This is a genomic window from Weeksella virosa DSM 16922, from assembly GCF_000189415.1.
In the GTDB taxonomy this organism is placed as follows: domain Bacteria; phylum Bacteroidota; class Bacteroidia; order Flavobacteriales; family Weeksellaceae; genus Weeksella; species Weeksella virosa.
In genome coordinates this window covers 1088251-1113573 of record NC_015144.1, presented here as the reverse complement: position 1 = coordinate 1113573, position 25323 = coordinate 1088251, and the positions used below count along the sequence as shown (strand labels likewise).

The 25323-nt window shown below is 36.3% G+C and carries 26 protein-coding genes and 1 tRNA gene; 17 read left to right on the top strand and 10 right to left on the bottom strand.

Going from position 1 to position 25323, the window contains the following annotated elements:
• Nucleotides 1-9: 9 nt before the first annotated feature.
• Complete coding sequence (locus tag WEEVI_RS05465) at nt 10-1221, bottom strand: BaiN/RdsA family NAD(P)/FAD-dependent oxidoreductase (protein ID WP_013598160.1); 1212 nt, start codon at nt 1219-1221, stop codon at nt 10-12.
• Nucleotides 1222-1327: 106 nt separating this feature from the next.
• Between WEEVI_RS05465 and folD the strand changes: the two genes are divergently transcribed.
• The 3 genes from folD to WEEVI_RS05450 are packed head-to-tail and all read left to right on the top strand — an operon-like array spanning nt 1328 to nt 3401.
• Entirely contained in the window at nt 1328-2203 is an 876-nt protein-coding gene (gene folD / locus WEEVI_RS05460) for a bifunctional methylenetetrahydrofolate dehydrogenase/methenyltetrahydrofolate cyclohydrolase FolD (protein ID WP_013598159.1), read from the top strand.
• An 8-nt stretch (nt 2204-2211) separates the two neighbouring features.
• Nucleotides 2212-2859, top strand: a complete 648-nt coding sequence (locus WEEVI_RS05455) for a 7-carboxy-7-deazaguanine synthase QueE (protein WP_013598158.1) — start codon at nt 2212-2214, stop codon at nt 2857-2859.
• Between the two features lie 35 nt (nt 2860-2894).
• Entirely contained in the window at nt 2895-3401 is a 507-nt protein-coding gene (locus WEEVI_RS05450) for a plastocyanin/azurin family copper-binding protein (protein WP_013598157.1), read from the top strand.
• Nucleotides 3402-3598: 197 nt separating this feature from the next.
• On the opposite strand, the gene WEEVI_RS05445 is transcribed toward WEEVI_RS05450, so the two are convergent.
• Together WEEVI_RS05445 and hisS are read right to left on the bottom strand one after the other, a co-directional pair.
• Complete coding sequence (locus WEEVI_RS05445) at nt 3599-4519, bottom strand: PfkB family carbohydrate kinase (protein WP_013598156.1); 921 nt, start codon at nt 4517-4519, stop codon at nt 3599-3601.
• Nucleotides 4520-4617: 98 nt separating this feature from the next.
• Nucleotides 4618-6027, bottom strand: coding sequence for a histidine--tRNA ligase (hisS, locus tag WEEVI_RS05440; RefSeq protein ID WP_013598155.1), 1410 nt, complete (start codon nt 6025-6027; stop codon nt 4618-4620).
• 119 nt (nt 6028-6146) lie between these two features.
• Here hisS and recF point away from each other — a divergent pair, with 119 nt between their 5' ends.
• Genes recF through WEEVI_RS05420 form a run of 4 tightly spaced genes read left to right on the top strand, consistent with a single transcriptional unit; the run spans nt 6147 to nt 9345 of the window.
• Nucleotides 6147-7226, top strand: a complete 1080-nt coding sequence (gene recF, locus WEEVI_RS05435) for a DNA replication/repair protein RecF (protein WP_013598154.1) — start codon at nt 6147-6149, stop codon at nt 7224-7226.
• 9 nt (nt 7227-7235) lie between these two features.
• Nucleotides 7236-7547 (top strand): DciA family protein, encoded by a 312-nt coding sequence (locus WEEVI_RS05430; RefSeq protein WP_013598153.1) that lies wholly within the window; start codon nt 7236-7238, stop codon nt 7545-7547.
• Nucleotide 7548: 1 nt separating this feature from the next.
• Nucleotides 7549-8529: a YheT family hydrolase gene (locus WEEVI_RS05425; RefSeq protein ID WP_013598152.1), complete on the top strand. Its 981-nt coding sequence runs from the start codon at nt 7549-7551 to the stop codon at nt 8527-8529.
• A gap of 33 nt (nt 8530-8562) precedes the next feature.
• A complete protein-coding gene (locus WEEVI_RS05420) occupies nt 8563-9345 on the top strand; it encodes a nitrilase-related carbon-nitrogen hydrolase (protein WP_013598151.1) in 783 nt (260 codons plus the stop codon).
• A 69-nt stretch (nt 9346-9414) separates the two neighbouring features.
• On the opposite strand, the gene aspA is transcribed toward WEEVI_RS05420, so the two are convergent.
• The gene (gene aspA / locus WEEVI_RS05415; protein WP_041942098.1) at nt 9415-10812 is read right to left on the bottom strand and encodes an aspartate ammonia-lyase; all 1398 of its coding nucleotides are present in this window, start codon (nt 10810-10812) and stop codon (nt 9415-9417) included.
• Between the two features lie 232 nt (nt 10813-11044).
• Here aspA and WEEVI_RS05410 point away from each other — a divergent pair, with 232 nt between their 5' ends.
• The gene (locus tag WEEVI_RS05410; RefSeq protein WP_013598149.1) at nt 11045-12253 is read left to right on the top strand and encodes an acyltransferase family protein; all 1209 of its coding nucleotides are present in this window, start codon (nt 11045-11047) and stop codon (nt 12251-12253) included.
• A gap of 19 nt (nt 12254-12272) precedes the next feature.
• Here WEEVI_RS05410 and WEEVI_RS05405 read toward each other — a convergent pair whose 3' ends face one another.
• Complete coding sequence (locus tag WEEVI_RS05405; protein ID WP_041942097.1) at nt 12273-12668, bottom strand: group III truncated hemoglobin; 396 nt, start codon at nt 12666-12668, stop codon at nt 12273-12275.
• Nucleotides 12669-12690: 22 nt separating this feature from the next.
• Nucleotides 12691-13251 carry a hypothetical protein gene (locus WEEVI_RS05400; RefSeq protein WP_013598147.1) on the bottom strand — a complete coding sequence of 187 codons (561 nt, stop codon included), beginning with the start codon at nt 13249-13251 and terminating at the stop codon, nt 12691-12693.
• Between the two features lie 217 nt (nt 13252-13468).
• Here WEEVI_RS05400 and WEEVI_RS05390 point away from each other — a divergent pair, with 217 nt between their 5' ends.
• A complete protein-coding gene (locus tag WEEVI_RS05390) occupies nt 13469-14236 on the top strand; it encodes an alpha/beta fold hydrolase (protein ID WP_013598146.1) in 768 nt (255 codons plus the stop codon).
• On the opposite strand, the gene WEEVI_RS05385 is transcribed toward WEEVI_RS05390, so the two are convergent.
• Nucleotides 14237-15367, bottom strand: coding sequence for a DNA polymerase III subunit (locus WEEVI_RS05385; protein WP_013598145.1), 1131 nt, complete (start codon nt 15365-15367; stop codon nt 14237-14239).
• Nucleotides 15368-15479: 112 nt separating this feature from the next.
• On the opposite strand from WEEVI_RS05385, the gene WEEVI_RS05380 reads away from it, so the two are divergent.
• From WEEVI_RS05380 to WEEVI_RS05360, 5 genes are read left to right on the top strand one after another with little or no spacing between them, the layout of a single operon-like run.
• Nucleotides 15480-16424 carry an ABC transporter permease gene (locus WEEVI_RS05380; protein ID WP_013598144.1) on the top strand — a complete coding sequence of 315 codons (945 nt, stop codon included), beginning with the start codon at nt 15480-15482 and terminating at the stop codon, nt 16422-16424.
• Nucleotides 16424-17380, top strand: coding sequence for an iron chelate uptake ABC transporter family permease subunit (locus WEEVI_RS05375; RefSeq protein WP_013598143.1), 957 nt, complete (start codon nt 16424-16426; stop codon nt 17378-17380). The genes WEEVI_RS05380 and WEEVI_RS05375 overlap by 1 nt, the downstream gene beginning before the upstream one ends.
• Nucleotides 17377-18138 (top strand): iron ABC transporter ATP-binding protein, encoded by a 762-nt coding sequence (locus WEEVI_RS05370; protein WP_013598142.1) that lies wholly within the window; start codon nt 17377-17379, stop codon nt 18136-18138. Before WEEVI_RS05375 ends, WEEVI_RS05370 begins: the two co-directional genes overlap by 4 nt.
• A 10-nt stretch (nt 18139-18148) precedes the next feature.
• Nucleotides 18149-19078, top strand: coding sequence for a siderophore ABC transporter substrate-binding protein (locus tag WEEVI_RS05365; RefSeq protein ID WP_013598141.1), 930 nt, complete (start codon nt 18149-18151; stop codon nt 19076-19078).
• Between the two features lie 6 nt (nt 19079-19084).
• Nucleotides 19085-19903 (top strand): siderophore-interacting protein, encoded by an 819-nt coding sequence (locus WEEVI_RS05360; RefSeq protein WP_013598140.1) that lies wholly within the window; start codon nt 19085-19087, stop codon nt 19901-19903.
• Nucleotides 19904-19934: 31 nt separating this feature from the next.
• Here the strand turns inward: WEEVI_RS05360 and WEEVI_RS05355 are convergent, their stop codons facing one another.
• Nucleotides 19935-20444 carry a hypothetical protein gene (locus WEEVI_RS05355; protein WP_013598139.1) on the bottom strand — a complete coding sequence of 170 codons (510 nt, stop codon included), beginning with the start codon at nt 20442-20444 and terminating at the stop codon, nt 19935-19937.
• Between the two features lie 11 nt (nt 20445-20455).
• Nucleotides 20456-20926 (bottom strand): pyrophosphohydrolase domain-containing protein, encoded by a 471-nt coding sequence (locus WEEVI_RS05350; protein ID WP_013598138.1) that lies wholly within the window; start codon nt 20924-20926, stop codon nt 20456-20458.
• A 266-nt stretch (nt 20927-21192) separates the two neighbouring features.
• Here WEEVI_RS05350 and lepA point away from each other — a divergent pair, with 266 nt between their 5' ends.
• Both lepA and trxA read left to right on the top strand, forming a co-directional pair.
• Complete coding sequence (gene lepA, locus WEEVI_RS05345) at nt 21193-22989, top strand: translation elongation factor 4 (RefSeq protein ID WP_013598137.1); 1797 nt, start codon at nt 21193-21195, stop codon at nt 22987-22989.
• A 131-nt stretch (nt 22990-23120) separates the two neighbouring features.
• On the top strand, nt 23121-23411 hold the full coding sequence (trxA, locus tag WEEVI_RS05340) for a thioredoxin (RefSeq protein WP_013598136.1): 291 nt from the start codon (nt 23121-23123) through the stop codon (nt 23409-23411).
• Here trxA and WEEVI_RS05335 read toward each other — a convergent pair.
• Nucleotides 23408-24832, bottom strand: coding sequence for an amino acid permease (locus tag WEEVI_RS05335; RefSeq protein WP_013598135.1), 1425 nt, complete (start codon nt 24830-24832; stop codon nt 23408-23410). The two genes, trxA and WEEVI_RS05335, sit on opposite strands and share 4 nt — an antisense overlap.
• Before the next feature lie 233 nt (nt 24833-25065).
• On the opposite strand from WEEVI_RS05335, the gene WEEVI_RS05330 reads away from it, so the two are divergent.
• Nucleotides 25066-25140: transfer RNA gene (locus tag WEEVI_RS05330), tRNA-Pro, on the top strand.
• Nucleotides 25141-25323 lie beyond the last annotated feature (183 nt).

Below are 25323 nucleotides of genomic sequence, written 5' to 3'. Positions count from 1 at the left end.
CTCTTACACTTATTTAATGCTTTTATTCAATTCGGACGCAATGATAAATCCTTCCGACCAACAGGCCTGAAAATTAAACCCGCCGGTGATGGCGTCAATATTCAATACTTCGCCTGCAAAAAATAAATTTGGATGTAGTTTACTCTCCATTTTCTTGAAGTTTATCTCTCGTAAATCGACTCCGCCTGCTGTAACAAACTCGTCTTTGAAAGTGCTTTTCCCTTCGATAGTATATTCTCCGGCTGTAAGTTCTTTTGCTAATTGCTCGATTTGTAGATTGCGTAAATCTGCAAAATTCAATTTTTCTTTGATTCCTACACTAATCAATAAAGACTTCCAAAAACGTTTCGGAAAAGAAAAAGGATTATTACTAAAACAATTTTTTTTGGGTTGTTGTTGACGAAGTTTTTTCAGAAAATCTATTATTTGTTCTTCAGGTTGTTCTACGAAGTTAATTTTTATATTGAATTGATATTTTTTCTCACTCAATGCCAGTGCACCCCAAGCCGATAGTCGCAAAATAGCTGGTCCACTAAACCCCCAGTGTGTAATCAATAATGGTCCTTCTGCAGCCAAATCGCTATCGACAACTTCTACCGAAGCATTTGCAAAAGAAACCCCCATCAACTCTTTTATTCTATGGTCTTTACAATTAAACGTAAACAGCGACGGAACAGGAGAAACTATCGTATGCCCAAGCGAACGAATCATTTTCCATGCTTTTGGTGAAGATCCCGTTGCAATAACAATTTTATCGAAAACTTCTTCCTTGTTTTGGATACGAAGAATAAACTGATTGTTTTCTGCTCGAATTCCTTGTATGCCATGATTTAGATGAATATTTACTTTGGATTTTTCAATTTCTTTCAGAAAGCATTCGATAATAGAAAGAGAAGTGTTCGATTGCGGAAAAATTCGATTGTCGTCTTCGATTTTCAGCGGCACATTTCTCGATTCGAACCACTCCATTGTGTCTCCTGGCTGAAATTGATGAAAAACCCCCAACAATTCTTTTTTCCCGCGCGGGTAAAATTCGACCAATTCTCTAGGGTCGAAACACGCATGGGTTACATTACAGCGTCCTCCACCAGAAATTCTCACTTTCTGCAATGGACTTGTAGCTTGCTCGTATAGATGAGTGTTTTCTCCTATTTTTGGGTGAAGATTTGCTGCAATAAAAAAAGCAGAAGCTCCCCCTCCGATAATAGCAATTTTATTCAAAATAGCTGGATTTTATTTTTACAAAGATTGTAATCTCAGACAGAAAATACAAGTCAAAATTGGGCAAGGAGCTTTTTCGTTTTATCTTTGCAAAAATAGACACAAAATGCAAATTTTAGACGGATTAAAATTATCCAAACAAATCAAACAAGAAATTAAAGAAAGCGTTGATCAGCTTATTACTGCAGGGAAAAGAGTGCCCCATTTAGCAGCCGTTTTGGTAGGAGAAAATGGAGCTTCGCAAACGTATGTCAACAGCAAAATCAAAGATTGCGAACAAGTAGGGTTTCGTTCTTCTTTGCTTCGTTTACCGGAAACGACCTCACAAGAAGAGTTGTTGGCTGTGATAGAAAAGCTTAACAACCAAGCTGATTTAGATGGTTTTATCGTGCAATTACCTTTACCCAAGCATATTGATCAAGAAATGATTATCAATGCCATTGATCCTAAAAAAGATGTTGATGGATTTCATCCAGAAAATTTCGGTAAAATGGCTTTAGATATGGAGTCTTTCATACCGGCAACACCATTTGGTATAATGAAGTTACTAGAACGCAATGAAATCGAAACCAAAGGTAAACATGCCGTTATTATTGGTCGTTCTAGAATTGTAGGTAAACCAATGAGTATTTTATTAGCCCGAAAAGGAAATCCTGGAGATTGTACCGTAACCTTGGTACACTCGAGCACCATAAATATAGAAGAGTTTACGAAGAAAGCCGACATTGTGGTTACTGCCCTTGGCGTTCCTCATTTCTTGAAGGGTGATATGGTAAAAGAAGGTGCCGTAATTATCGATGTAGGAATTACTCGTGTAGAAGATACTGATTCGCCAAAAGGATATAAAATTGCAGGAGATGTAGATTTTGAGAGTGTACAAGAGAAAGCCTCTTGGATAACTCCGGTTCCGGGTGGTGTTGGCCCAATGACTCGTGCGATGTTGCTAGAGAATACGCTTTTGGCTTACCAAAGAAATAATTAAAAACAAACATGATACAAATTTCAGGGATTACCAATGAACAACAACAGCTAGCCAACGAAGGTCGCCTCTTACCGGTAATGGAACATTTCTATACCTTGCAAGGAGAAGGTGCATATGCCGGAGTTGCCGCGTATTTTATACGATTAGGCGGTTGCGATGTTGGCTGTCATTGGTGTGATGTGAAAGAGAGCTGGGATGCAGAAATCCATCCGCTAACAGATATAGCAACCTTGGCAAAAGAAGCAGCTGCAATTTGTAAAACAATTATCATTACAGGAGGAGAACCCCTTATGTGGGATTTAACTTTCTTAACAAGCGAATTACACAAACATGGAGCAAATATCCACATAGAAACTTCGGGCGCTTATCCGTTGACAGGAGAAATTGATTGGGTTACGCTCTCTCCTAAAAAAACAAAATTACCTGTAGAAAGTATTTATCAGCAAGCCAATGAGTTGAAAATGATTATTTATAATCAACACGATTTTACTTTTGCCGAAGAGCAAGCAGCCAAAGTGAAAGACAATTGCTTACTGTATCTGCAAGTAGAATGGAGCAAACGTGACAGCATGTCACCTAAATTGGTCGAATTTATAAAACAGAATCCGAAATGGCGAATTACGGTACAAACTCATAAGTATTTAGACATCCCTTAAATTTAAAATCCGTATCTTTGTAAAAACTAACGTACATGAAAAAACTATTTTTATTATCAGGACTATCTATTTTATTAGCCTCTTGCGGAGGCTCTAGAAAAGAAGTAACCCCCTTATCATCTGAGGAAACAAGCGCTAGCATAGAGGCCGATGTAAATAACCCCGTAACAGCGATTACAATAAAAGGGAACGACAACATGAAGTACGATATTACCGAATTCACTGTGAAGAAAGGACAAGAGGTCACTATCACCTTAGACAATGTAGGTCAATTACCTAAAGAGGCAATGGGGCACAATTTAATAATTTTGAAACCAGAAACCGATGTAGACGCTTTTGCTAAAGCTGCTGAAGCTGAGGTGAAAAACGATTATATCCCAAATGCACTGTCTACGGATATTGTTGCACATACAAAATTACTAGGACCAGGAGAGCAGGATAGTATTACGCTTACCTTTACCGATGCTGGAGACTATACTTATATCTGTTCTTTCCCGAATCATTACATATTTATGCGAGGAGTAATTCATGTTGTAGAGTAATTTTCTAAAACACCACACACTTTGGCACAAGATTTGATTATTACTTATCGAATAAGATTTAGTGGAGTAAATTTTGTCCTCATGTGTTAATTTTGAAGCCTCGGTTCTTTCGAGGCTTTTTTATATTTCATTTTACCGAACACAAAAAAAACCTCGGTCAAAGCCAAGGTTTCTTAAACATATTTTTTCGAAGAGGATTACAGCTTCATTTCGAAACTAATCAAATCCTGAAAACGTTTTAGACGCTCATCCAAACGTTCTTTTGTCAGTTCATTCAACGAATCTGTTCCGAATTTTTCTACCGTCACCGAAGCCAACGCAGAACCATAGATAATGGCGCGCTTCATATTCTCGAAGCTATAATCTTCTGTACTAGCCAAATACCCAGAAAAACCTCCTGCAAAGGTATCTCCCGCGCCTGTCGGATCAAAAACATCTTCCAGCGGTAAAGCTGGCGCAAAGAAAACGCGTTCGTCCTGAAACAGCAAAGCTCCGTGTTCTCCTTTTTTAATGATTACGGTTTTCGGACCCATTGTCATGATTTTTTTAGCAGCTTTCTGCAAACTATATTCACCCGACATTTGCCGTGCTTCTTCATCGTTGATCGACAAAACATCTACCTCTTTTATCACGGTCATCAACTCGTCCCAGGTATGATCCATCCAAAAATTCATCGTATCTAGCACCACTAATTCTGGTCGAATATCTATTTGTTCGAGAACCGATTTTTGTACCAACGGATGTAAGTTTCCTAACATAAGCACCTTGCAATCTTTCCATTGCTCAGGAACTTTTGGTTCGAAATTTTCTAAAACATTCAACTCTGTTGCGAGGGTATCACGAGAGTTAAGATCATTGTGATATTTCCCTTCCCAGAAGAAAGTTTTGCCATTTGGGATAATTTCTAAACCACTAAGGTCGATATTTTTAGATTTTAATAAATCGATGTATTCCTCCGGAAAATCACCACCTACCACAGACACAATGCCTGTTTTTACGCCTAATAAAGACGAAGCCATACTGATGAACGTTGCTGCGCCTCCTAAGATTTTATCGGTTTTGCCAAACGGTGTTTCTAACTTATCGAAGGCAACGGTTCCTACGGTTAATAAACTCATGGTTATGAATAATTTTTGGTAAATATAGTGTGAATTCTACATTTTTGATGAGGTTTTCGATGATCATCTAAAAATGAGTTTTATGTATTATTTTTGGTTTAACAATCTTTTTTACAAGAGGTTGATGAATTATTTTGGTTGAAAAAAGGCACCAATGCCTCGAAGTCTAAATCGAATTGATCTCCTGTTTCCATATTTTTCACTTGTGCTTTTTGTGCTTTTAATTCTTCGGATCCGATTATCACCACATAGGCAACCTTATTTTTATCGGCATAATTGAGTTGTTTTTTCATTCTTGCTTCTTCTGGATACATTTCTGCCACAACCCCTTCCCGACGAAGTTTTTTGACCAATGTCGTAACTGTTTTGGCTTCTTGACTTCCAAAATTGATGAATAAAGCTTGTGTTTGGTTCGATGTTTTTTCATCTGGGAAAAGATTCAATTCTTCGAGTACCAAATAAATCCTATCCAAACCAAAAGAAATCCCAACTCCTGAAATATCTTTTAAACCGAAAATCCCTGTCAAATCATCGTAACGTCCACCGCCACCGATAGAAGAAGAGAATTCTCCTTGTCGAGATTTTACCTCGAAAATTGCACCAGTGTAATAATCTAAACCTCGCGCAAGTGTCAGATTCAATTCTAATTTGGCCGTATCCAACCCAATATGGTGCACATTCTCGAAAACAAAAGTCAATTCTTCGATTCCCTTTTTACCAATCTCAGAGGTAGACAAAAGAGAGCTTAATTGGGTAAGTTGTTCCTGATAATTTCCTTGCATAGAAAACAAAGGCGACAATAGTTCGATGGCTTGTGGAGAAATCCCTTTGCTTAGCATTTCTTGTTTCACAGCATCTTCGCCAATTTTATCTAATTTATCGAGCGCAACTGTAAAATCGATTAATTGATCCGATATATTGGCAACCTCTGCTAAACCAGATAAAATTTTTCGGTTATTGATTTGGATATCAACCGGCAATCGCAAGGCTGAGAAAACCGCATCGTACAAACCAATAAACTCTACTTCTTGCCAAAGAGAATCACTCCCAACGACATCTGCATCACACTGATAAAACTCGCGATATCGTCCTTTTTGGGGGCGATCTGCTCGCCAAACAGGCTGGATTTGATAACGCTTAAACGGAAATGTTATTTCGTTTTGGTGCTGAACTACATAGCGCGCAAATGGCACTGTGAGATCGTATCGTAATGCTTTGTCTGAAATATGTGAAATTAATTTTTGACTATTTTTTTCTTCTAAAATCGTATCAGAAACTTTACTTAAATAGTCACCAGAATTGAGAATCTTAAAAATCAAACGATCGCCTTCTTCTCCATATTTTCCGGTAAGGGTAGAAAGATTTTCGAAAGATGGCGTTTCAATCGGTGAAAAACCATGCAATACAAATTGTTGCTGAATGGTTTGTATTATATACTGACGACGATTAACTTCTGCTGGCGAGAAATCGCGCGTTCCTTTCGGAATCGACGGTTTTTGTATGGCCATAAACTAACTTTTAGACCGCAAATTTAACTATTTTTTCTCGGCTATAAAAGTTTCGAGTTGGCAATCCTAAGGGAAGAATTTTAAAAGATTGCTGATAGAAAATGTTGTAAATTTGTCGTATGTATCTCCGTTTACTAAAAGCAAGACAGTTTAAAAATTTTACCGAAAGTGATTTCGAATTTTCTCCGAAAATCAATGCAATTGTTGGACCAAATGGTTTGGGCAAAACCAATCTATTGGATGCGATTCATTATTTGGCGCTTAGCAAAAGTTACCTTAATCATTCGGATGCGATGAATATCCAATTCGATAAAGATTATTTTTTGCTAGAAGGTGAGTTTTATAGAAATCATGTCGATGAAAAAATTTCTTGTTTGGTACGAAAAGGGCAAAGCAAACAGCTGAAAAGAAACAGTAAACAATACGATCGTTTATCTGATCATATTGGCCAATTTCCTGTGGTGATGATTTCCCCGTACGACAGCGACCTTATTAATGAAGGAAGCGAAGTAAGACGAAAATTTTTAGATAATATTATCTCGCAATCGGACAAGGCTTATTTACAACATCTGCTTCGATACAATAAAGTTTTATCACAAAGAAATGCTCTCCTAAAATACTTTGCTGCAAACCAAACTTTTGATGCAGATACTTTGGGAATTTATGACAAAGAACTAATTGAGCTAGGAGAAAAAATCTTTGCGAAAAGAAAAACTTTTGTAGAAATATTTGCCAAGGTTTTCAAGTCGTATTATTCTTCTATTTCCGAACAACGCGAACCTGTAAAAATAGAATATATATCTCAGCTAAATGAGCATTCATTCGACACATTACTACAGAATCATCTACCAAAAGATCGATTTGCTCAACATTCGACTGCTGGCATTCATAAAGACGATTTGGCTTTTACGATTTTTCATCATCCTGTGAAAAAATTTGGTTCACAGGGTCAACAAAAATCCTACCTAATTGCCCTAAAGCTCGCCCAACTAGAAGTAATTAAGCAAGTATTAAATCTTACACCGATTTTGTTATTGGATGATATTTTTGATAAATTAGATGAGCAACGCGTTACACAGCTAATACGGTTGGTGAATGAAGCTCGATTCGGACAAATTTTTGTGACAGACACCCATCCAGGTAGAACAGAAGAAATCGTTAAACGCATCAACGAAGAAAGCAAAATTATCCGTATATAATATTATTTCATGTATAGAAAAAAGTACGAAAAGCGCACATCGAACCAACAATCACTTTCAGAATTGATTGACTTTATATTCAAACAAGCTGGAAAAGAAGAACTGATGCTTGAGGTAAAGGCTGAAATCGCTTGGAGAAAATTGATGGGAACTTTTCTCGAGCAATGGACCGATAAAATGGAAGTGAAAAAAGGAGTAATTTATCTGAAAATAAATTCACCAGCAATGCGAAATGAAATCATTTATGCCAAATCGAAAATAATCGAAAATATTAATGAAGAGCTTGATAAAGACTATATATATGACCTAAAAATTTACTAAAATGCCATTAATCAACCGATCTACTTATCGCCCGAAAAAAATTTATCAACAGGAAGCCCATCTCTCCACTATCATTCCTGCTCGATTAAAAAAACATCCTATCCCCAACTATACACGAAAAAAACTAGAACTAGACGATGGCGATTTTCTCAACCTCGATTGGCGAAAAAAAGAAAAGTCCAACAAAATCGTAATTCTTTGTCACGGCTTAGAAGGAGACAGCAAAAGAACTTACCTCAACAGCTGCTCTGATTACTTCTATGAGCGAGATTTCTCGGTACTTGCCTGGAATTATAGAAGTTGTGGTGGTGAAATGAATCGCCTGAAACGACTCTATCACCATGGTGCGTACGACGATTTAGAACGCGTCGTCAATCATTTGATCTCATTAGGCTATACAGAAATTGCTTTGGTAGGATTTTCTATGGGTGGTGCTCTACTTATGAATTATTTAGGAAATGTTTCAGTGCCAAAAGAAGTAAAAGTAGGGGTTGGTATTTCGGTCCCGATTTCTCTAAAATCTTCTGCAGATAGATTAAAAGCATTTCCGAATGTTGTTTATTTTCAGAATTTCAAGCGAACTTTATTGCCGAAAATCATAGAAAAAGCAAAACAATTTCCTGGTGCAATCAACCTTGATCTTCTGAAAAAAGTTCGATCATTCGACCAAATAGACGATTATGTTACTGCTCCTTTGCACAATTATCCGAACAAAGAGGCCTATTATACCGAAGCTTCTCCTAAACATTGTTTACACAAAATTCGTACTCCTTGTTTGGTTGTAAATGCTAAAAATGACCCATTTCTTGGCAAAGAATGTTACGACGTTTCCCTATTCGAGAACCATCCTTTTGTCTATTTCGAGCAACCCGAATTTGGTGGACATTGCGGTTTTTCTCTGAGCGGTCAACGACATTCTTGGGCAGATAAACGTGCTTATAATTTTGTGATGAAATACATACGAAAAACCGAGAATTCATAACAACTTTCTTATTTTCGTAAAAAAACATACCCGATGCAACAGAGTTTGTCGAAACTGAAAATATCCCTTATACAATATGATGTAGTTTGGGAAGATAGAAATGCGAATTTTTCTCGAATAGAAAATTTGATTAATTCAACAGAAACTGACCTAGTTTTGTTACCCGAAATGTTTCCGTCTGGCTTTTCGATGAATGTAGAAAAAATTGCAGAGAAACCATTCGGTGAATCTTTTCATTGGATGATGAATGTAGCAAAAACAAAGAAAGCTGCAATTGCAGGTAGTGTATCTACCAAAGAAAGCGATAAATATTTCAATCGTTTTTATTTTATTGCCCCAGAAGGATCAATTTATATTTATGATAAAAAGCATCTTTTTGGCTACGGAAAAGAAGCCGATGTTTATTCGGCTGGTGATCGGATAATTTCGATTGATTATCGTGGTTGGAAGATTCGCCCAATTGTTTGTTACGATCTTCGTTTCCCGGTATGGTGCAGAAATACAGATGATTATGATCTGATGCTCTGCAATGCTTCTTGGCCAAAATCTCGGCGAGAAGCTTGGATGAGTTTACTCAGGGCACGTGCTATAGAAAACATGGCCTATGTTGCTGGAGTCAACCGAACCGGTATCGATGGCTATAATTTAATCTATGAAGGCGACTCCCAACTCTATGATGCATTAGGAAATGAGCTAACAAATGAAAACGCAAGCAAAGAAGTGCTTACGTTTACCTTAGACTATCAATCTTTGCATTCGACAAGAAAACATTTCGGTTTTTTAGATGATCGTGATGCATTTAGTATAGACTATTAAATTTGTTTTTTTACTCTCCCATGATATCTACAACTACTTTTTGGTAAGATGATCTATTGCCACAAAGAATTAGTGCTCAGGCCCCAGCATATTTTTAGGATCCAGGATAGTGTCTAATTGTTGTTTAGACAATAGACCATACTCCAAAACCAAATGGTACACACTACCATTGGTAGCAAGAGCTTCTTTGGCAATTTTGGTACTTGTTTTATAACCTAAATAAGGATTAAGCGCAGTTACGATTCCGATACTATTTTGTACTTCTTGTTTCAGATGTTCTGTGTTTGCGGTAATTCCTTCTACACATTCTTGGCGTAGAGTCGTCATGGCATTGGTAAGATATTGTATCGATTCGATGATGGAGAATCCAATCACGGGTTCCATCACATTCAATTGTAATTGTCCGGCCTCTGCCGCAAAAGAGACCGTTAAATCATTACCCAAAACTTTGTAACAAACCTGATTAACCACTTCTGGTATTACGGGATTCACTTTACCTGGCATAATGGATGAGCCGGGTTGTTTTGGTGGTAAATTTATTTCGAATAATCCTGCTCTTGGCCCAGAAGTTAACAAACGTAAATCGTTACAAATTTTAGAAAGCTTGATACTCAGTTTTTTCAAAGCCGACGAATAATCGACAAAAGCGCTAGTATCGGAAGTAGCCTCGACAAGATTATCGGCCAACTGTACAGGTTCTTTCAATAAGTCGGCTATTTTTTGAGTACAAAGAGTAGCATAACCTGGCACAGCATTTAGTCCTGTACCGATTGCTGTTGCCCCCATATTAATCTCTAAGAATTGTTGAGCAACACGATGCAAATGATCAACTTCTTTTTTTAGGGTGAAGGAGAACCCTTCGAATTCTTGGCCCAACGTCATCGGGACAGCATCTTGCAGTTGAGTCCTTCCCATTTTGATAACCGTGCTGAATTCTTTTGCTTTTTTATCCAATGCTAAAGAAAGTTGTTCCAAAGCTTCGGTCAAAGGTTTATTCATTTCGAATAGAGCAATTTTTAGGGCTGTAGGATACGCATCATTGGTTGATTGAGATAGATTCACCTGATCGTTGGGCGAACAGTACTGGTAATCTCCTTTTTTCTTTCCTAAGAATTCTAAGGCTATATTGGCAATAACTTCGTTGGCATTCATGTTTACTGACGTTCCTGCTCCACCCTGAATCATATCAACCGGAAACTGATCAGCATAATTCCCTTTCAGCAATTCTCGACAAGCATATTCTATTGCTTGGTAGTGTGTATCCGACAATACACCCAATTCGTTATTGGCTTGTGCAGCACCCAATTTTACGATAGCCAGAGCTTTGATAAATTCTGGGTAATGATTGAGTTTATGGTTAGAAATCTGAAAGTTATTAATCGCCCTTTGTGTCTGAATTCCGTAATATGCCATTTCGGGAACAGAGAGTTCTCCTAATAAATCCGATTCGATTCTCATTTTTTGCATGTCTTTTGTATTGCTTCATTATTTGGATAAAATTACAAAAATCACTTCTCACAACAATCAGAAAATCTCCAAAATATTAATCAATCGGTTTTTCTACTTTCTATTCTTTTTATCCTTCTCTTTTGGTAAAAGAACTCCCTAGTCTTATCATTTATTCTACCGAAATCTATACCCAAAAAAATAATCAATAATATTTCGGTAGAATAAGTATATTTAGCTTTTCCTTGATGACATGAAAACTACTCGATATTATTCCTTAGACGTGTTTCGTGGTGCAACCATCGCATTGATGATTTTGGTTAATAATCCAGGTTCTTGGTCGTATATGTTTTCGCCACTACAACATGCGTCATGGCACGGATGTACACCGACCGATTTGGTTTTTCCTTTCTTTCTTTTTGCAGTTGGGAATGCCATGTCTTTTGGGATGTCTCACCTGAAACTGCAAGCTAGCAATGTTTTTTGGAAAAAAATTATCAAACGAACGATTCTCATTTTTGCTATCGGATTATTTATCAACTGGTGGCCATTTCTCAAATGGGAAAACAATGAATTAGTATTCAGAGCATGGCGAGAATCAGAGGAAAACGGCGTTCGGATTATGGGTGTTTTACAACGAATTGCCATCGCTAATTTCTTTGCCTCTACCTTGGCTTATTATTATAGAGATAGAGTAGTTCTAAAAATTTCTATTTTAATTCTTTTATTCTATTGGGCTTTAACCTTTTTCTTAGGAGGTGTTGATCCTTACAGTTTAGAGGGATTTATCGGCACAAAAATCGATGTCCATTTAATTGGTTTGGCTCATATGTATAAAGGTGAAGGTGTTCCTTTTGATCCAGAGGGCTTGTATAGCACAATTCCTGCGATTTCTCAGATTCTATTAGGATATTTGGTTGGAGTATACATCCAGAAACAAGGCGATATCCGATGGTTTTCTCGTTCTTTACCTGCAAGTAATCTGCCTATATATCGTATGCTTAGCGGTTTATTTGTTCTAGGAGCTTTTGCTTTGATTATGGGGTATATTTGGCAGTTAGACTTTCCGTACAACAAAAAAATATGGAGTAGCTCATACGTTATTCATACCACAGCTTTGGCAATTTTCACCATTGGCTGTATGGTATGGTTCGCTGAAGTTTTGCAAATGCATCCTGCTTGGATGAGGTTTTTCGATGTTTTTGGGAAGAATCCTCTTTTCATTTTTGTCCTTAGTGGACTTTTACCAAGACTGTTACAACTCATTCGAATAAAAGACGGATTTACCGAAACTGGGGAAATTCGGTATCTTTCTCCTTTGAGCTGGTTCTATGAAAACATTTGTGCACAAATTCCAGGAACTCCAAAAATTGGCTCTTTTTTCTATTCGCTAGTTTTCTTAGCACTTTTTTGGGGTCTAGCCTTTCTTCTTGATCGAAAAAAAATCTATATCAAGGTTTAATAAATACCGGTAAGAGGTTTCACTGAATTGGTTTGCTTCCTTGCTCTCTGAAATAAGCTAATTTACTTTGAAATAAAGTTGCCATTGTATGGGCTTGTTTTAGAGCTTTTTCGGTGGTTTCGTCTGCTTCGAAGTTCTCTTTCAGTGTTTCTGTAAACAACGATAACCAACGTTCGAAATGTTCTTCGCTCAGACCCAAGGAAATATGTGGTGGGAAAGGACGACCTCTATACGTATATTGATCCTCGAACAAAATCGTTTCCCAAAATTGATACATTTTGTGCAAATGATGCGGCCAACGATCTTGGATTACACGATCGAAAATAGGACCAATCAAATCATCCTTCTGTACTTTTCCATAAAAAGTATCAACCAACAATTCAATTTCTTCTCGGCTCGTAATTTTCTTTTTCATCGTCATTCGTATTAAAAATTTATTACCACTTCAGCTTCATTTTCAAAACATATTCTCCCTCAAAACTTGGCTGATTGCTTGTTCTATCTCCTACTGTAATCTTGTAATTTCCGTTGCGAATTGGCAACGAAAATAATACCGATTTTCCTAATTGATTTCCTTGCGTTCCGTCTGGATTTAAAATTTGTATAATACCAATATTTGCAGTAGAATCAGCCGTCAATAGACTTATTTCTAATTTATTGGCTGTATCTGTATTGACCCAGAAAACATTGCGTTGATTTGCTTTTTTCGAAACTTTTTGTTCCGCTTTAGCATAGCTAAATTTCAGTGTATCTACCTCATCAGGCAACTGCGGTTTTATCGTAAGCTTACGAGTCGAAACTGGTTTTTGCTTTTTCACCGCTAATTTTTCAGGTTTTTCTTGCAAAACTTCTTCCTCTTCTTCTTTCGGTTGATTCCGTTGTAACAAATCGGCATATTCCTCCTTTACACCTATTGGACTAGGTTTGATTTCTGGAGTTCTTGGTCGATCACATCCTACAAAAAGGAGGAGAAAAAAGACGAATAAAAAAGTTCTCAAAACGGGAAAAATATTTGTACTAAATTACAAAAATATTTCGATTGACTGTCTTTCTGTTTGGATTGGAATATTCTTTTTTGGCTGATTTTCATCAGGAAATTTAGTAATTAATTTGATTGATAAAAGAAACATTTTTCGATGTTTTCGACAATTTCTGGTTAGATAAAAACCATTAAAATCTACGAATGTTGTAAATTGAACCAAAACTCTGCCAAAAATGTTAGCGTACACAAAATTGGGTAAGGGCATAAATACCCTTATTTTTTTACATGGTTTCTTAGAAAACAGAAAAATTTGGTTTGATTTAGCAGAAGATTTGGCCTCTGATTTTTCTATCCTTTTAATTGATTTTCCGGGTCATGGTTTATCAAAAAACATTGATGGAAATCCTTCCGTTGATCAAATAGCAAGAGAAGTTATTCGGGTAGCCGACCATGAAAATATAGAATCTTTCACGGTTTGGGGACACTCGATGGGTGGCTATGTAGCTTTGGCTATTGCAGATCTTTTCCCCCAGAGATTAGATGCTTTAGTCTTGATGAATTCGACTACGTTTGCCGATAATGTTGAAAAGAAGTTACAACGAATAAAAGCTAAGAAAACAGTAGAAAAAAACCTTAAAACCTTGATAAATCTTAGCATTCCTAATTTATTTTATCAACAAAAGAATGAAGAAAAACAAGCAGCTATCGAAGTTCTAAAAGAGATTGCGTACGAAACAAGTGTAGAAGGTGCACAGTATGCATTAGATGCAATGCGTTTGCGCCCTGATCGACATAAAACTTTGCTTCAATTCCCTAAACCTTCTTTGGTTATTGTCGGAAAGTATGACCAAACAGTAAATCCTAGAGAATTACTTGCATGCCTAGAGAATCATCCTGCCGTAACCACAAAAACGCTCTCGACCGGGCATGTTTCTCATTACGAGAACTATAATGAAGTACTGAAAATCGCTTGGCAATTTCTGAGAGCTGTCTATTATTAATTATCGCTCGACTCGATGAATGAAACGAGTGAGTTTTACCGCCATATCAAAAAATATAATTTTTGCATTACCGTTTCTCTCGATATGATAAGCCGCTTCGTTGAGCTCGGTGAGAATATCTTCTATATTTCGGCTATTGATATAAGGAAAAAAACCTGCCCACTTGAAAGAGTCGGATTTTACTTGTAGGTAACTTATCTCATCGGCTTGATAATTTTTGAGCAATGCTTGACGATAAATTTCCGACGAATGAATTAGGAAATTTTTCTGCTCGTCCCTCGACCATAGAGATATTTCATTGGCCCAGAGAATTATCTCTCGCAAGGCAGATAGTTTCTTTTTGGCCAAAAATGCCAAACGTACCATCGATACAAAATAAGTATCATAGAGTGAATGATCTTCTGTTGCAAGTTGCTTAGCCACACGTAAATTTCCCTGAGCCATGAAAGCAAATTGTTTGGCAAGTTCTCTAGGGATATTTTCTTGTTCTACGAGATATTTTTCAACTGCAGCATCAGTCAGATGTGGAATATTTACAACCTGACAGCGCGACAAAATGGTGGGTAAAATCGCATCTTGTTTTTCGGCAATCAGAATAAAAATTGTTCTTTGGGGTGGCTCTTCTATAACTTTCAGGAGTTTATTCGCTGCATCTTCGTTCATCAAATCTGCATGCCAAATAATCATTACCTTGTATCCACCCTCGTAACTGTTCAGGGTTAAACGTTTGATGATATCATTGGCTTCGTGAACATTGATTATGCCTTGTTTTTTTTCTATGCCTAGGAATTTCATCCAATCAGAATAATTTCCGTACGGATTTTCTAAGACAAAATTTCTCCACAAACCGATGTATTTTGTAGCTACAGGGTGTTGGCCGTCGCTTGCCGAAACTTTGTTATAAGGATAAGAGAAATGTAAATCTGGATGTTGTAAATGAACAACTTTCTGTGTACAGCTCGCTGTAGAATCTGGACATAAAATATGCTGAGCATACGCAATAGCCAAGGGTAAAGCGCCTACACCTTCGGGTGCAATAAATAATTGTGCATGACTTATTCTGCCGTCTTTTATGGTAGCTTTTAATTGATCAATTAGTTCGGTTTGCCCGACAATATTATCCCATAACATACTCCAAAATTACAACATTTTCATTGAGTTTTTAGAAGTGATTTAAATCAGTTGGATTGATTAAATAGATAATAAAGTTTATTTTTGCTCTTATTAAGTCTAAATAAGAGAAATGAAATACTTTTATTTACTTGTTCTATTGGTCGTTCTCTGTTTACTTTCTCTTTTTATAGGAGTAAAGGAGATACCACTACGCTCTATTTTCTCCTTGTCTGATGATGAAATAATGATATTGGCAATTAGCCGAATTCCGAGAACGATTGCCTTGATTTTGACAGGGGTCGGGCTTAGCATTTCGGGATTTATCATGCAACAAATTGCCCAAAACAAATTTGTAGCACCTTCTACAGCTGGTACGCTTGATGCTGCAAAAATGGGAATACTGCTCAGTATCATTTCTTTTCAGCACATTTCGGTTTTCGGTAAAACCCTTATTGCATTGTCTTTTACTCTTTTAGCCACTTGTATTTTTATAATAATGATCAGAAGAATTCGTACAAAAAATACCATATTCATTCCGCTCATCGGTATTATGTACGGGAATATTCTCAATGCAATTTCTACTTTTTATGCCTACAAAAACAATATAGTACAGAGTGTCCAGGGATGGATGATGGGCGACTTTTCTTCGGTTTTACAAGGCAATTACGAGTCGATCTATTTCATCCTACCAGCCGTAGTCATTACTTATTTATATGCCAATGAATTTGTTGTAGTCGGGATGGGCGAAAACTTCTCTAAAAATCTTGGTCTCAATTACCATAGCGTCGTCTATATCGGATTGTTTTGTGTTGCGCTCACCGTAAGTATTACGGTGGTTACGATAGGAGCTATTCCTTTTTTGGGCCTAATAATCCCGAATGTTGTGAGCATGATTCATGGTGATAACCTAAAAAGAACTTTACCCTATACAGCAATTTATGGTGCTATTTTCTTGATAATTTGTGATTTAATCAGCCGAATAATTATTTTCCCGTATGAAGTGCCAATAGGTTTGACAATTGGTATCGTAGGCGGAATATTTTTCTCTTTTCTCATCCTAAAACGTAAAGCCTAATGACCAAAACTTTACGAAATAGAACCATTATCCTGAGCAGTGTCTTCGTTTTTGTTACTGCGATTTTTATGTTTTATAACATAGGAAACAATCTCGATTATGTTTTACCAAGAAGACTTATTCGTCTTTGTACAATTATTTTGGTAGGCATTTGTGTGGGGTATTCTTCTTTGATTTTCCAGACGATAACCAACAATAAAATTCTCACACCATCGATCATGGGATATGAAGCGGTCTTCATTCTCTTCCAAACATTTTTAGTGTTTTTGTATGGCGACAAAAGTTTTAAAGTAATCAATCAGAACGATAACTTTTTTATTTCGATTGCTTTTATGATGCTATTTTCCTTTATCATGTATTTTGTGTTATTTAAAAAAGGAAAAAACAATATCTATCATTTATTATTGATAGGATTAGTACTTGGTACTTTATTTAGCACGCTGAGTCAATTTTTACAAATCATCATCGATCCTAATGAGTTCTCTATGATAGAAGCTTTTATGTTTGTATCCTTTACCAAAATGAATACGACACTACTCTACACTGCTACAGGCATCATACTCGTTACTTTAGTTCTGGCACAACCTTATCTCAAATATCTAGATGTGATCGCACTTGGTCGAGAACATGCTATAAATCTTGGTTTGAACTATAATCGTCTTATCCAGCTTTACATGTTCATCATATCCATTTTTGTTTCCGTATCAACCGCTTTGGTTGGCCCGATAGCCTTTCTAGGCATTATGGTAACCAATTTATGTTACGAGCTTTTTATCACTAGACAGCACCGATACATGGTATGGCTTTGTAGTATTATTGCTTGTGTTTTTTTATTGATTGGCCAAACATTGGTCGAACATTTTTTCAATTTTTCAACCACAACAAGCATTGTCATCAACTTTATTGGTGGCGTTTATTTTATTTATCTCGTCCTTAAATCAACCCAAAAAAAATGATTAAAGTAGAAAATATATACAAACAATTTGGTAAGCGAGAGGTGCTTAAAGGCGTAGGATTTGACATTCCGAAAAACCAAATCACCTCGCTAATTGGCCCTAATGGTGCCGGAAAAAGCACGTTATTATCAATCATTAGCCGTCTGATAGAAAAAGACAAAGGATCGGTTAGTTTAGATGGAGAAAATCTTTTCAAAATAAAAAATAAAGAGTTAGCCAAACATTTATCTTTCTTGAAACAAGCCAATCATCTCGATCTTAGATTAACGGTAGAAGAACTTGTAGCTTTTGGTCGATTCCCATACTCTAAAGGCAAATTAACACAGATTGATCACGAAAAAATACAAGAAGCAATTACCTTTTGCTCACTAGAAGATTTCAAAGATTGTTATTTGGATGAATTGAGTGGTGGACAGCGTCAACGTGCATTTCTTGCAATGGTGATTGCCCAAGATACCGAATACATTTTGCTCGATGAGCCGCTGAATAATCTAGATATGAAGCTTTCGGTACAAGTAATGAAAACCCTAAAACGCTTGGTCGAAGAGAAAGGAAAAACAGTGATAATTGTGATTCATGAAATCAATTTTGCTTCGAATTATTCAGACTATATCATTGCTTTGAAAAACGGTAAAGTGCTGAAAAAAGGCCCTACAGAAGAAGTTATTTCTGCCGAAAATCTAAAAGAAATTTTCGATCTCAATTTTGAAGTAATCGAACGAAACGGACAACGAATTTGTAACTATTTTAATTTATAAAACATTCAATATGAAAAAGTTAATACATTTATCTATTCTTACGACACTCTTATTGGTTGGTGCTTGTAAAGAAAATGAACAACACCACAATGCCAATATCGATACCATCGAAGTTGTACACGAATTAGGGACAACACAAGTAAAAGAAAATCCAGAGCGGGTAGTTGTTTTTGATATTGGATCGCTCGAAACTTTGGATCAATTGGGTGTGAAAATTGTCGGTATACCAAAAGATTTCTTACCCGAACATTTACAGCAATATGCACAAGACTCGAGCATAGAAAATGTAGGCTCTGTGAAAGAAGCAAACTACGAAAAAGTAAATGCTTTGAATCCTGATTTGATCATCATTTCTGATCGATTACAAGACGCTTATAAAGAACTTTCTTCTATTGCACCTACAATTTACATGCAAGTTGATTACAAAGATTACCTCAACTCTTTCGAAAAAAATACCCTTACTTTAGGAAAAATATTCGGGAAAGAAAAAGAAACTGAAGAGAAGGTAAAACAGATAAAAGACAAAATCCAAACAGAAAAAGATATTCTTTCGAAAGATGATAAAAAAGCCCTAATTGTATTGTACAATAATGGGAAATTTAGTGCCTATGGAAAAGGTTCTCGGTTTGGCTTTATTCATGATGTTTTGGGAGTGCAACAAGCCACCGAAAACTTGGAGGTATCTACACACGGGCAACCAATCTCTAATGAATTTATCGAACACAAAAATCCAGATTACTTATTTATTGTCGATCGTTCTGCCATGATTAATCGTGTAGAAACCAATAAAAAAGAAATAGAAAACGTATTAATTCAGCGTACAAATGCTTATAAAAATGGTAAAATTATTTACCTAAATCCGCAGGTTTGGTACGTATCGGGAGGAGGATTAACTTCTACACAAATGATGGTGGATGAGGTGAAAAATGCCTTAAAATAATATATTATGAACAAGCCAAAAATTGCAAGAAAAGAATTCGAATTGGTTGGGAAAGAATATATTACACCGCACTATATCCGGGTTACTTTACAATGTGATGATATTTCCCCATATGCTAATTGCACCTTAGGAGTCAATAACAAAATAATGATTCCGCCCACAGGAGTTGATCGCGTTTATTTTCCTACACTTACTAAGAAGGGGTTCGATCATACTTCTGTAGAAGAACATTTACGCCCTATCATCCGGACATATACGCATCGATACATCGATCTAGAAAAAAATCAATTGCAGATAGATTTTGTACATCATGGCGAAAACGGACCTGCTTCGGCTTGGGCTATTCATGCCGAAAAAGGAGATAAAATCGGTGTGGTGATGAAAGCGCAAAAAACAGAATTATGCCCACCAGCAGATTGGTATTTCTTGATTGGCGATGCCACAGCCATTCCGGTAATTGCCTCTATATTAGAATCTTTACCACAAGATGCAAAAGGTATTGTACTGCTCGAAACTCCTACCAAAGAAGATGAGCAAAATTTACAAAAACCAGATGGTATAACTATAAAATGGTTGCACAATCTACATCCAGAAAAAGGAAGTGAATTAGCAAAAATCGCTCAACAACACACAATACCGAGCATCGAAAACAAATTTGCATATGTTGCTGCCGAATTCTCTACGGTAAAAGTACTGAGAAATTATTTTAGAAAAGAGTTAGGTTGGACCAGAGACGAACTCTATGCCTATTCGTATTGGAAAGCCGGATTCGCCGAAGACAAATCGGTTACTTCTCGAGAAGAAGAAAAAAATTCTTTCGAATAAAAACTTATATTCTAGTAAAAAAACAAAACCACTAACAAAGCAAATCCTCTTGGGTTTGCTTTTTCTTTTTTGCCCATCTTCTATACCCCAAAACGCTCGCAGCAATCACACCCATCGCATAAAAAACAACTAAAAAAATATCGCTGCTTTTATGATGATATCGACGAAAAATTTTTTCATTATTTTGGATTATTTGTACAATATCCACCACCGATTGTTTGTCATCCATCCCTTTATGATAAACCGTTAGAGGTTTATTTTCATCAATTAGTTGGAGCAGAAAACTATTATTTTTATAAGCATAAATTGTGTCGTTGTGCCAAAACTTTATGTACTTCACTGGATAACTCAACGATCTATTTTTATTGATTTTCTCTGCACGATATTCCCCTTGTTTCTCTATCATCCCACTGCTATGATAAAAGGATGAATACGGCGTTAGCAAGACGATGGATTGCTGAATAAACAACCCAGAAAAAACCACAAAAAGTACAAGGTAGACAACTTGTGGCAACCACGATTTTATCTCATTTATTTTCAATAGTATCTTTATTATTTATCTAATATTTCTTGTAGATTGGCAGGAGAATAGTTCACCGATTTCAACGTTTTATGATCATCTTTCCGATAGACCAAAAACAAACCATCTTTCTCTTTATAATAACTTTCTGTCTTGTCTTTATCGTAATAATATTGCTGAGTTTCTTTCGCTTCTTCTTCAGTTTTACAAGCTTTACTCATATTCGATCGTTGCACTTCTTCAAACAATTCATAAAACTTTCCTTGCAATCCAAACTCTAAAATAGCCCCAGAAAGTACATATTGCAAATCGCAAAAAGCATCAGCAATTTCCACTAAATCTTTTTTATCAATCGCTTGTTGCAACTCTGCCAACTCTTCAGTTAACAAAGCCAAACGCAATTGACAACGATCCGCTGACGGTATTTGAGGTTTCTCTAGAATTGGATGCTGAAAAGTAGTATGAAATGCTTTTACTGCCTGCAAAGGTTTTGGTTCGATCATCTTATAAATTATTTTGATTGGATAATGTGCTAAAAATACGGAACTATTCTTCGAGTTAGAAAATATCCAGAACAAAAAACTTAGTCAACAGAGCAAAAAATCATAGATTATTGATAAAAAATTTTCTATTTCTAAGAATTATATCCTACCAAAAGCCAACAAATTAACTTATTTGATAAAATAAAAAATAAGTTTGTACGGAATTATCTTAAAAATCTTGTAGTCTGCTGAGAAAAGATTATTTTTGCCTATTCGAGAAATAGAACATGAAGAATATCCGTAATTTTTGTATTATCGCTCACATCGACCATGGAAAAAGTACCCTGGCCGACCGTTTATTACAAGTAACAAAAACCGTTACCGATCGTGAGTTGCAAAGTCAGACCCTAGACGATATGGATTTGGAACGAGAACGTGGGATTACCATCAAATCTCATGCGATCCAGATGGAGTATGAAAAAGATGGTGAAACCTATATTCTAAACCTTATTGATACGCCAGGACACGTGGACTTCTCATACGAAGTTTCTCGTTCTATTGCAGCTTGTGAAGGTGCTCTACTTATCGTAGATGCGGCACAAAGCATACAGGCACAAACCATTTCTAACCTATATTTGGCGTTGGAAAATGATCTAGAAATCATCCCGGTACTAAATAAAATAGATTTACCTTCTGCTAATCCAGAAGAAGTAACCGATGATATTGTCGATTTAATTGGTTGCGATCCTAGCGATGTTTTACGCGTAAGTGGAAAAACTGGTGAAGGAGTAGAAGAACTTCTACACACAATTATAGAACGCATTCCTGCTCCGCAAGGGGATCCAAACGCACCCTTACAAGCGTTGATTTTCGATTCTGTGTATAATCCTTTCCGTGGAATAGAAGCTTTCTACAAAGTAGTAAATGGAGAAATAAGAAAAGGTGATGAAGTAAAGTTTATGGCAACCGGCAGAAAATACCATGCCGATGAGATTGGAACTTTAAAGCTCACCCAGGTTGAGAAAAAAATCATCAAAACAGGAGATGTTGGATATATCATTTCGGGTATAAAAACGGCTTCTGAGGTAAAAGTTGGTGATACAATTACTTTGACAGAAAATCCTGCTGCCGAGCCAATTGATGGTTTCGAAGAGGTGAAGCCAATGGTTTTCGCAGGGATTTATCCTGTAGATACGGAGGATTACGAAGAACTACGTGCTTCTATCGAGAAACTCCGACTAAACGACGCTTCTCTTACTTATGAGGCAGAGTCTTCTGCAGCCTTGGGATTTGGTTTCCGCTGTGGATTCTTAGGAATGTTGCACCTAGAAATCATTCAAGAGCGCTTGGAACGAGAATTCAATATGACCGTAATTACTACTGTACCAAACGTATCGTATGAAGCATATTTAGAGAAAAATCCTACCGTAATGATACCGGTACATAACCCTTCTGAACTTCCAGATCCGACAGGTCTCAATCGTGTAGAAGAACCATATATCAAAGCTTCGATTATTACAAAATCTGAGTTTGTTGGTCCAGTAATGAGTTTATGTATCGAGAAAAGAGGCGAATTAACTTCGCAAAATTACTTGACTCAGCATCGGGTAGAATTGGTTTTTGATATGCCTTTGGCAGAAGTTGTTTTTGATTTTTACGATCGTCTAAAATCGATTTCGAAAGGTTATGCATCATTCGATTATACTCCATCGGGTATGAAAGCCTCTAAATTGGTAAAAGTAGACGTGATGATTAACGGAGAAATTGTAGACGCACTTTCTGCACTCATTCACATAGACAATGCCTATACTATTGGTAAGAAGATGTGTGAAAAATTGAAAGAATTAATCCCTCGTCAGCAGTTTGATATTCCGATTCAGGCAGCAATTGGTGCGAAAATCATTGCTCGAGAAACGATCAAGGCCCTCCGAAAAGATGTTACTGCAAAGTGTTATGGTGGTGATATCTCTCGTAAGCGTAAGTTATTAGAAAAACAAAAAGCAGGAAAGAAAAGAATGCGTCAGATTGGACGAGTAGAAGTTCCACAATCAGCATTCTTGGCCGTATTGAAGTTAAACGACTAAAAAAGTTTTTCCCCCAATATATCAACCACTTTAATAATCAATTAGAGTGGTTTTTTGTACCTTATTATTATCAAAATCGGAATAAAAATTGTAATTTATCTAAAAAATAATCATTTAAAAAATACAAAATCATGACTTTTAATGAAATCATTAATAGTAATGAAAAAGTTTTGGTTGACTTTTTTGCTACTTGGTGTGGCCCTTGCCAAATGATGCACCCCATTCTAGAACAACTAAAAGAAGAAGTAAAAGACGGGGTAAAAATTATAAAAATAGACATTGATAAAAACCAGGCACTTGCCGCAAGATATCGTGTACAAGGCGTTCCCACGTTTATTCTTTTTAGAAATGGACAACAAGTCTGGAAAGAGAGTGGTGCACGAAACAAAGAAAGCTTACTCCAAGTAATTCAACAACATTAAGATTTTTTACCCTTATAAAATTTATAGAATACAAATAAAATTCCTATCCAAATTGGAATTAAAATTACTGGAACATGCATCCCAGTCAGGGTCATCAGTACTAAAATCGTTAGTAGAAATACAATAGAAATATAATTAGAGATTGGATAAAATATTGATGGAAATTTTGTTTCTATGTGATTGTTTACTTTATTTTTCCTAAATTTTAGATGGGTATAACTTATCATCAACCAATTGATAATCAACGCAGAGACAACCAGAGACATAAGATATTCTAATGCTTTTTCTGGTATAACTTTATTGATGATAATGCAAATTGCCGCAAAACAAGATGAAACCAAAATTGCATTTATTGGCACATGATTCTTGTTTAGTTTTAGTAAAGCTTTAGGGGCATTTCCTTGTTCGGCCAACCCAAAAAGCATTCGACTATTACTATAAACACTACTGTTATAGACCGAAAGAGCTGCCGTTAAAACAATGATATTTAGTGCATTTGCGATCAGTTTGGTAAAACTAATAGTGTGCCCAAAAAGATCCAACTCGAAACCATCTAAATTCTTAAAAACCATCACAAATGGACTTGAATCTTTATCTATTTCTGCCCAAGGACTCAACGAAAATAATATAATTAGAGCTCCTACATAGAAAATTAATATCCTATAAATCACTTGGTTAGTTGCTTTTGGGATTGTTTTTTCTGGATTTTTTGCTTCAGCAGCAGTAATACCGATTAATTCGAGTCCTCCGAAAGAAAACATAATAAGTGCCATAGCAGCAAACAAACCTGTATAGTGATTTTCTGAATGATTAAAAAGACCTTTCGGGAAGAAACCTCCATTATTCCATAAGTTTTCTATCGTTGCATTTTCTCCTCCAGTACCACTTAATAATAAATATGTGCCAAAAATTATCATCGCAATAATTGCAATGACTTTGATGATAGAAAACCAGAATTCAGTTTCACCATAGACTTTTACAGAAGCCAAATTGAGTACTGTAATGACCAAAAAGAAAAATAAGCTCGATACCCAAAGCGGAATTTCTGGCCACCAAAAATGTACATAATGACCGATGGCTGTAAGTTCTGCCATACTTACCAGAATGTAGAGAATCCAATAATTCCAACCAGATGCAAAGCCTGGGAAATTTCCCCAATATTTATAAGCGAAATAACTAAAGCTACCAGAGACAGGTTCTTGTACGACCATTTCGCCCAACTGACGCATGATAAAAAAAGCAATAACCCCAGCCATTGCATACCCCAAAATTACAGAAGGACCAGCTAAAACTGCAGCTTGCCCGATTCCCAAAAATAATCCTGTGCCAATTGCACCGCCCAAGGCAATGAGCTGAATATGCCGATTGGTCAGTCCACGAACTAAGCTTGATGTTTGATTGGATTCTTCTTTTCGACTCATGTGCTATAATTATAATTGCTAAAGGTAAGAAAACTTGTTTTTAGTATTTGAATTTGATGAATGATTTATCTAGACAAAAGGATACTGATAAAATACTGATTTGGTCACCATTTTTTTTCGATAATAGTTTGTTTATCAGTTACATAAAAAAATAAATGTAATTTTATCTAAAATTTTCTTGTTTTTATAAAAATCAGTCTTATATTTGCAAACTCAAACGCACTACAATCAATCGGGGTGTAGCGTAGCCCGGTCATCGCGCCTGGTTTGGGACCAGGAGGTCGCAGGTTCGAATCCTGCCACCCCGACAATTAAAACTCGTATTTCTTATAAAGATGTACGAGTTTTTGTTGTTTTCTAAGATCCCTTGTATTCTACTCTTTAAGAATAAATTAACTTCATCTATTACTATATATTTCTAGGATGAAATTAAGATTCTTTTGTTGAGGTTTATCCATCATCAAAACATTTTGTGTATTTTATTATTAGTC

Excerpts from the sequence above, each read along its gene's own strand:
- WEEVI_RS05425 (WP_013598152.1), top strand. The coding sequence starts at position 7,549 with ATGCCATTAATCAACCGATCTACTTATCGCCCGAAAAAAATTTATCAA.
- WEEVI_RS05420 (WP_013598151.1), top strand. The coding sequence starts at position 8,563 with ATGCAACAGAGTTTGTCGAAACTGAAAATATCCCTTATACAATATGAT.
- WEEVI_RS05445 (WP_013598156.1), bottom strand. The coding sequence starts at position 4,519 with ATGAGTTTATTAACCGTAGGAACCGTTGCCTTCGATAAGTTAGAAACA.
- WEEVI_RS05365 (WP_013598141.1), top strand. The coding sequence starts at position 18,149 with ATGAAAAAGTTAATACATTTATCTATTCTTACGACACTCTTATTGGTT.
- WEEVI_RS05380 (WP_013598144.1), top strand. The coding sequence starts at position 15,480 with ATGAAATACTTTTATTTACTTGTTCTATTGGTCGTTCTCTGTTTACTT.
- WEEVI_RS05350 (WP_013598138.1), bottom strand. The coding sequence starts at position 20,926 with ATGATCGAACCAAAACCTTTGCAGGCAGTAAAAGCATTTCATACTACT.
- WEEVI_RS05335 (WP_013598135.1), bottom strand. The coding sequence starts at position 24,832 with ATGAGTCGAAAAGAAGAATCCAATCAAACATCAAGCTTAGTTCGTGGA.
- folD (WP_013598159.1), top strand. The coding sequence starts at position 1,328 with ATGCAAATTTTAGACGGATTAAAATTATCCAAACAAATCAAACAAGAA.
- WEEVI_RS05430 (WP_013598153.1), top strand. The coding sequence starts at position 7,236 with ATGTATAGAAAAAAGTACGAAAAGCGCACATCGAACCAACAATCACTT.
- WEEVI_RS05410 (WP_013598149.1), top strand. The coding sequence starts at position 11,045 with ATGAAAACTACTCGATATTATTCCTTAGACGTGTTTCGTGGTGCAACC.
- recF (WP_013598154.1), top strand. The coding sequence starts at position 6,147 with ATGTATCTCCGTTTACTAAAAGCAAGACAGTTTAAAAATTTTACCGAA.
- WEEVI_RS05390 (WP_013598146.1), top strand. The coding sequence starts at position 13,469 with ATGTTAGCGTACACAAAATTGGGTAAGGGCATAAATACCCTTATTTTT.
- hisS (WP_013598155.1), bottom strand. The coding sequence starts at position 6,027 with ATGGCCATACAAAAACCGTCGATTCCGAAAGGAACGCGCGATTTCTCG.
- WEEVI_RS05450 (WP_013598157.1), top strand. The coding sequence starts at position 2,895 with ATGAAAAAACTATTTTTATTATCAGGACTATCTATTTTATTAGCCTCT.
- WEEVI_RS05360 (WP_013598140.1), top strand. The coding sequence starts at position 19,085 with ATGAACAAGCCAAAAATTGCAAGAAAAGAATTCGAATTGGTTGGGAAA.
- WEEVI_RS05405 (WP_041942097.1), bottom strand. The coding sequence starts at position 12,668 with ATGAAAAAGAAAATTACGAGCCGAGAAGAAATTGAATTGTTGGTTGAT.
- WEEVI_RS05370 (WP_013598142.1), top strand. The coding sequence starts at position 17,377 with ATGATTAAAGTAGAAAATATATACAAACAATTTGGTAAGCGAGAGGTG.
- lepA (WP_013598137.1), top strand. The coding sequence starts at position 21,193 with ATGAAGAATATCCGTAATTTTTGTATTATCGCTCACATCGACCATGGA.
- WEEVI_RS05385 (WP_013598145.1), bottom strand. The coding sequence starts at position 15,367 with ATGTTATGGGATAATATTGTCGGGCAAACCGAACTAATTGATCAATTA.
- WEEVI_RS05455 (WP_013598158.1), top strand. The coding sequence starts at position 2,212 with ATGATACAAATTTCAGGGATTACCAATGAACAACAACAGCTAGCCAAC.
- trxA (WP_013598136.1), top strand. The coding sequence starts at position 23,121 with ATGACTTTTAATGAAATCATTAATAGTAATGAAAAAGTTTTGGTTGAC.
- WEEVI_RS05375 (WP_013598143.1), top strand. The coding sequence starts at position 16,424 with ATGACCAAAACTTTACGAAATAGAACCATTATCCTGAGCAGTGTCTTC.
- aspA (WP_041942098.1), bottom strand. The coding sequence starts at position 10,812 with ATGCAAAAAATGAGAATCGAATCGGATTTATTAGGAGAACTCTCTGTT.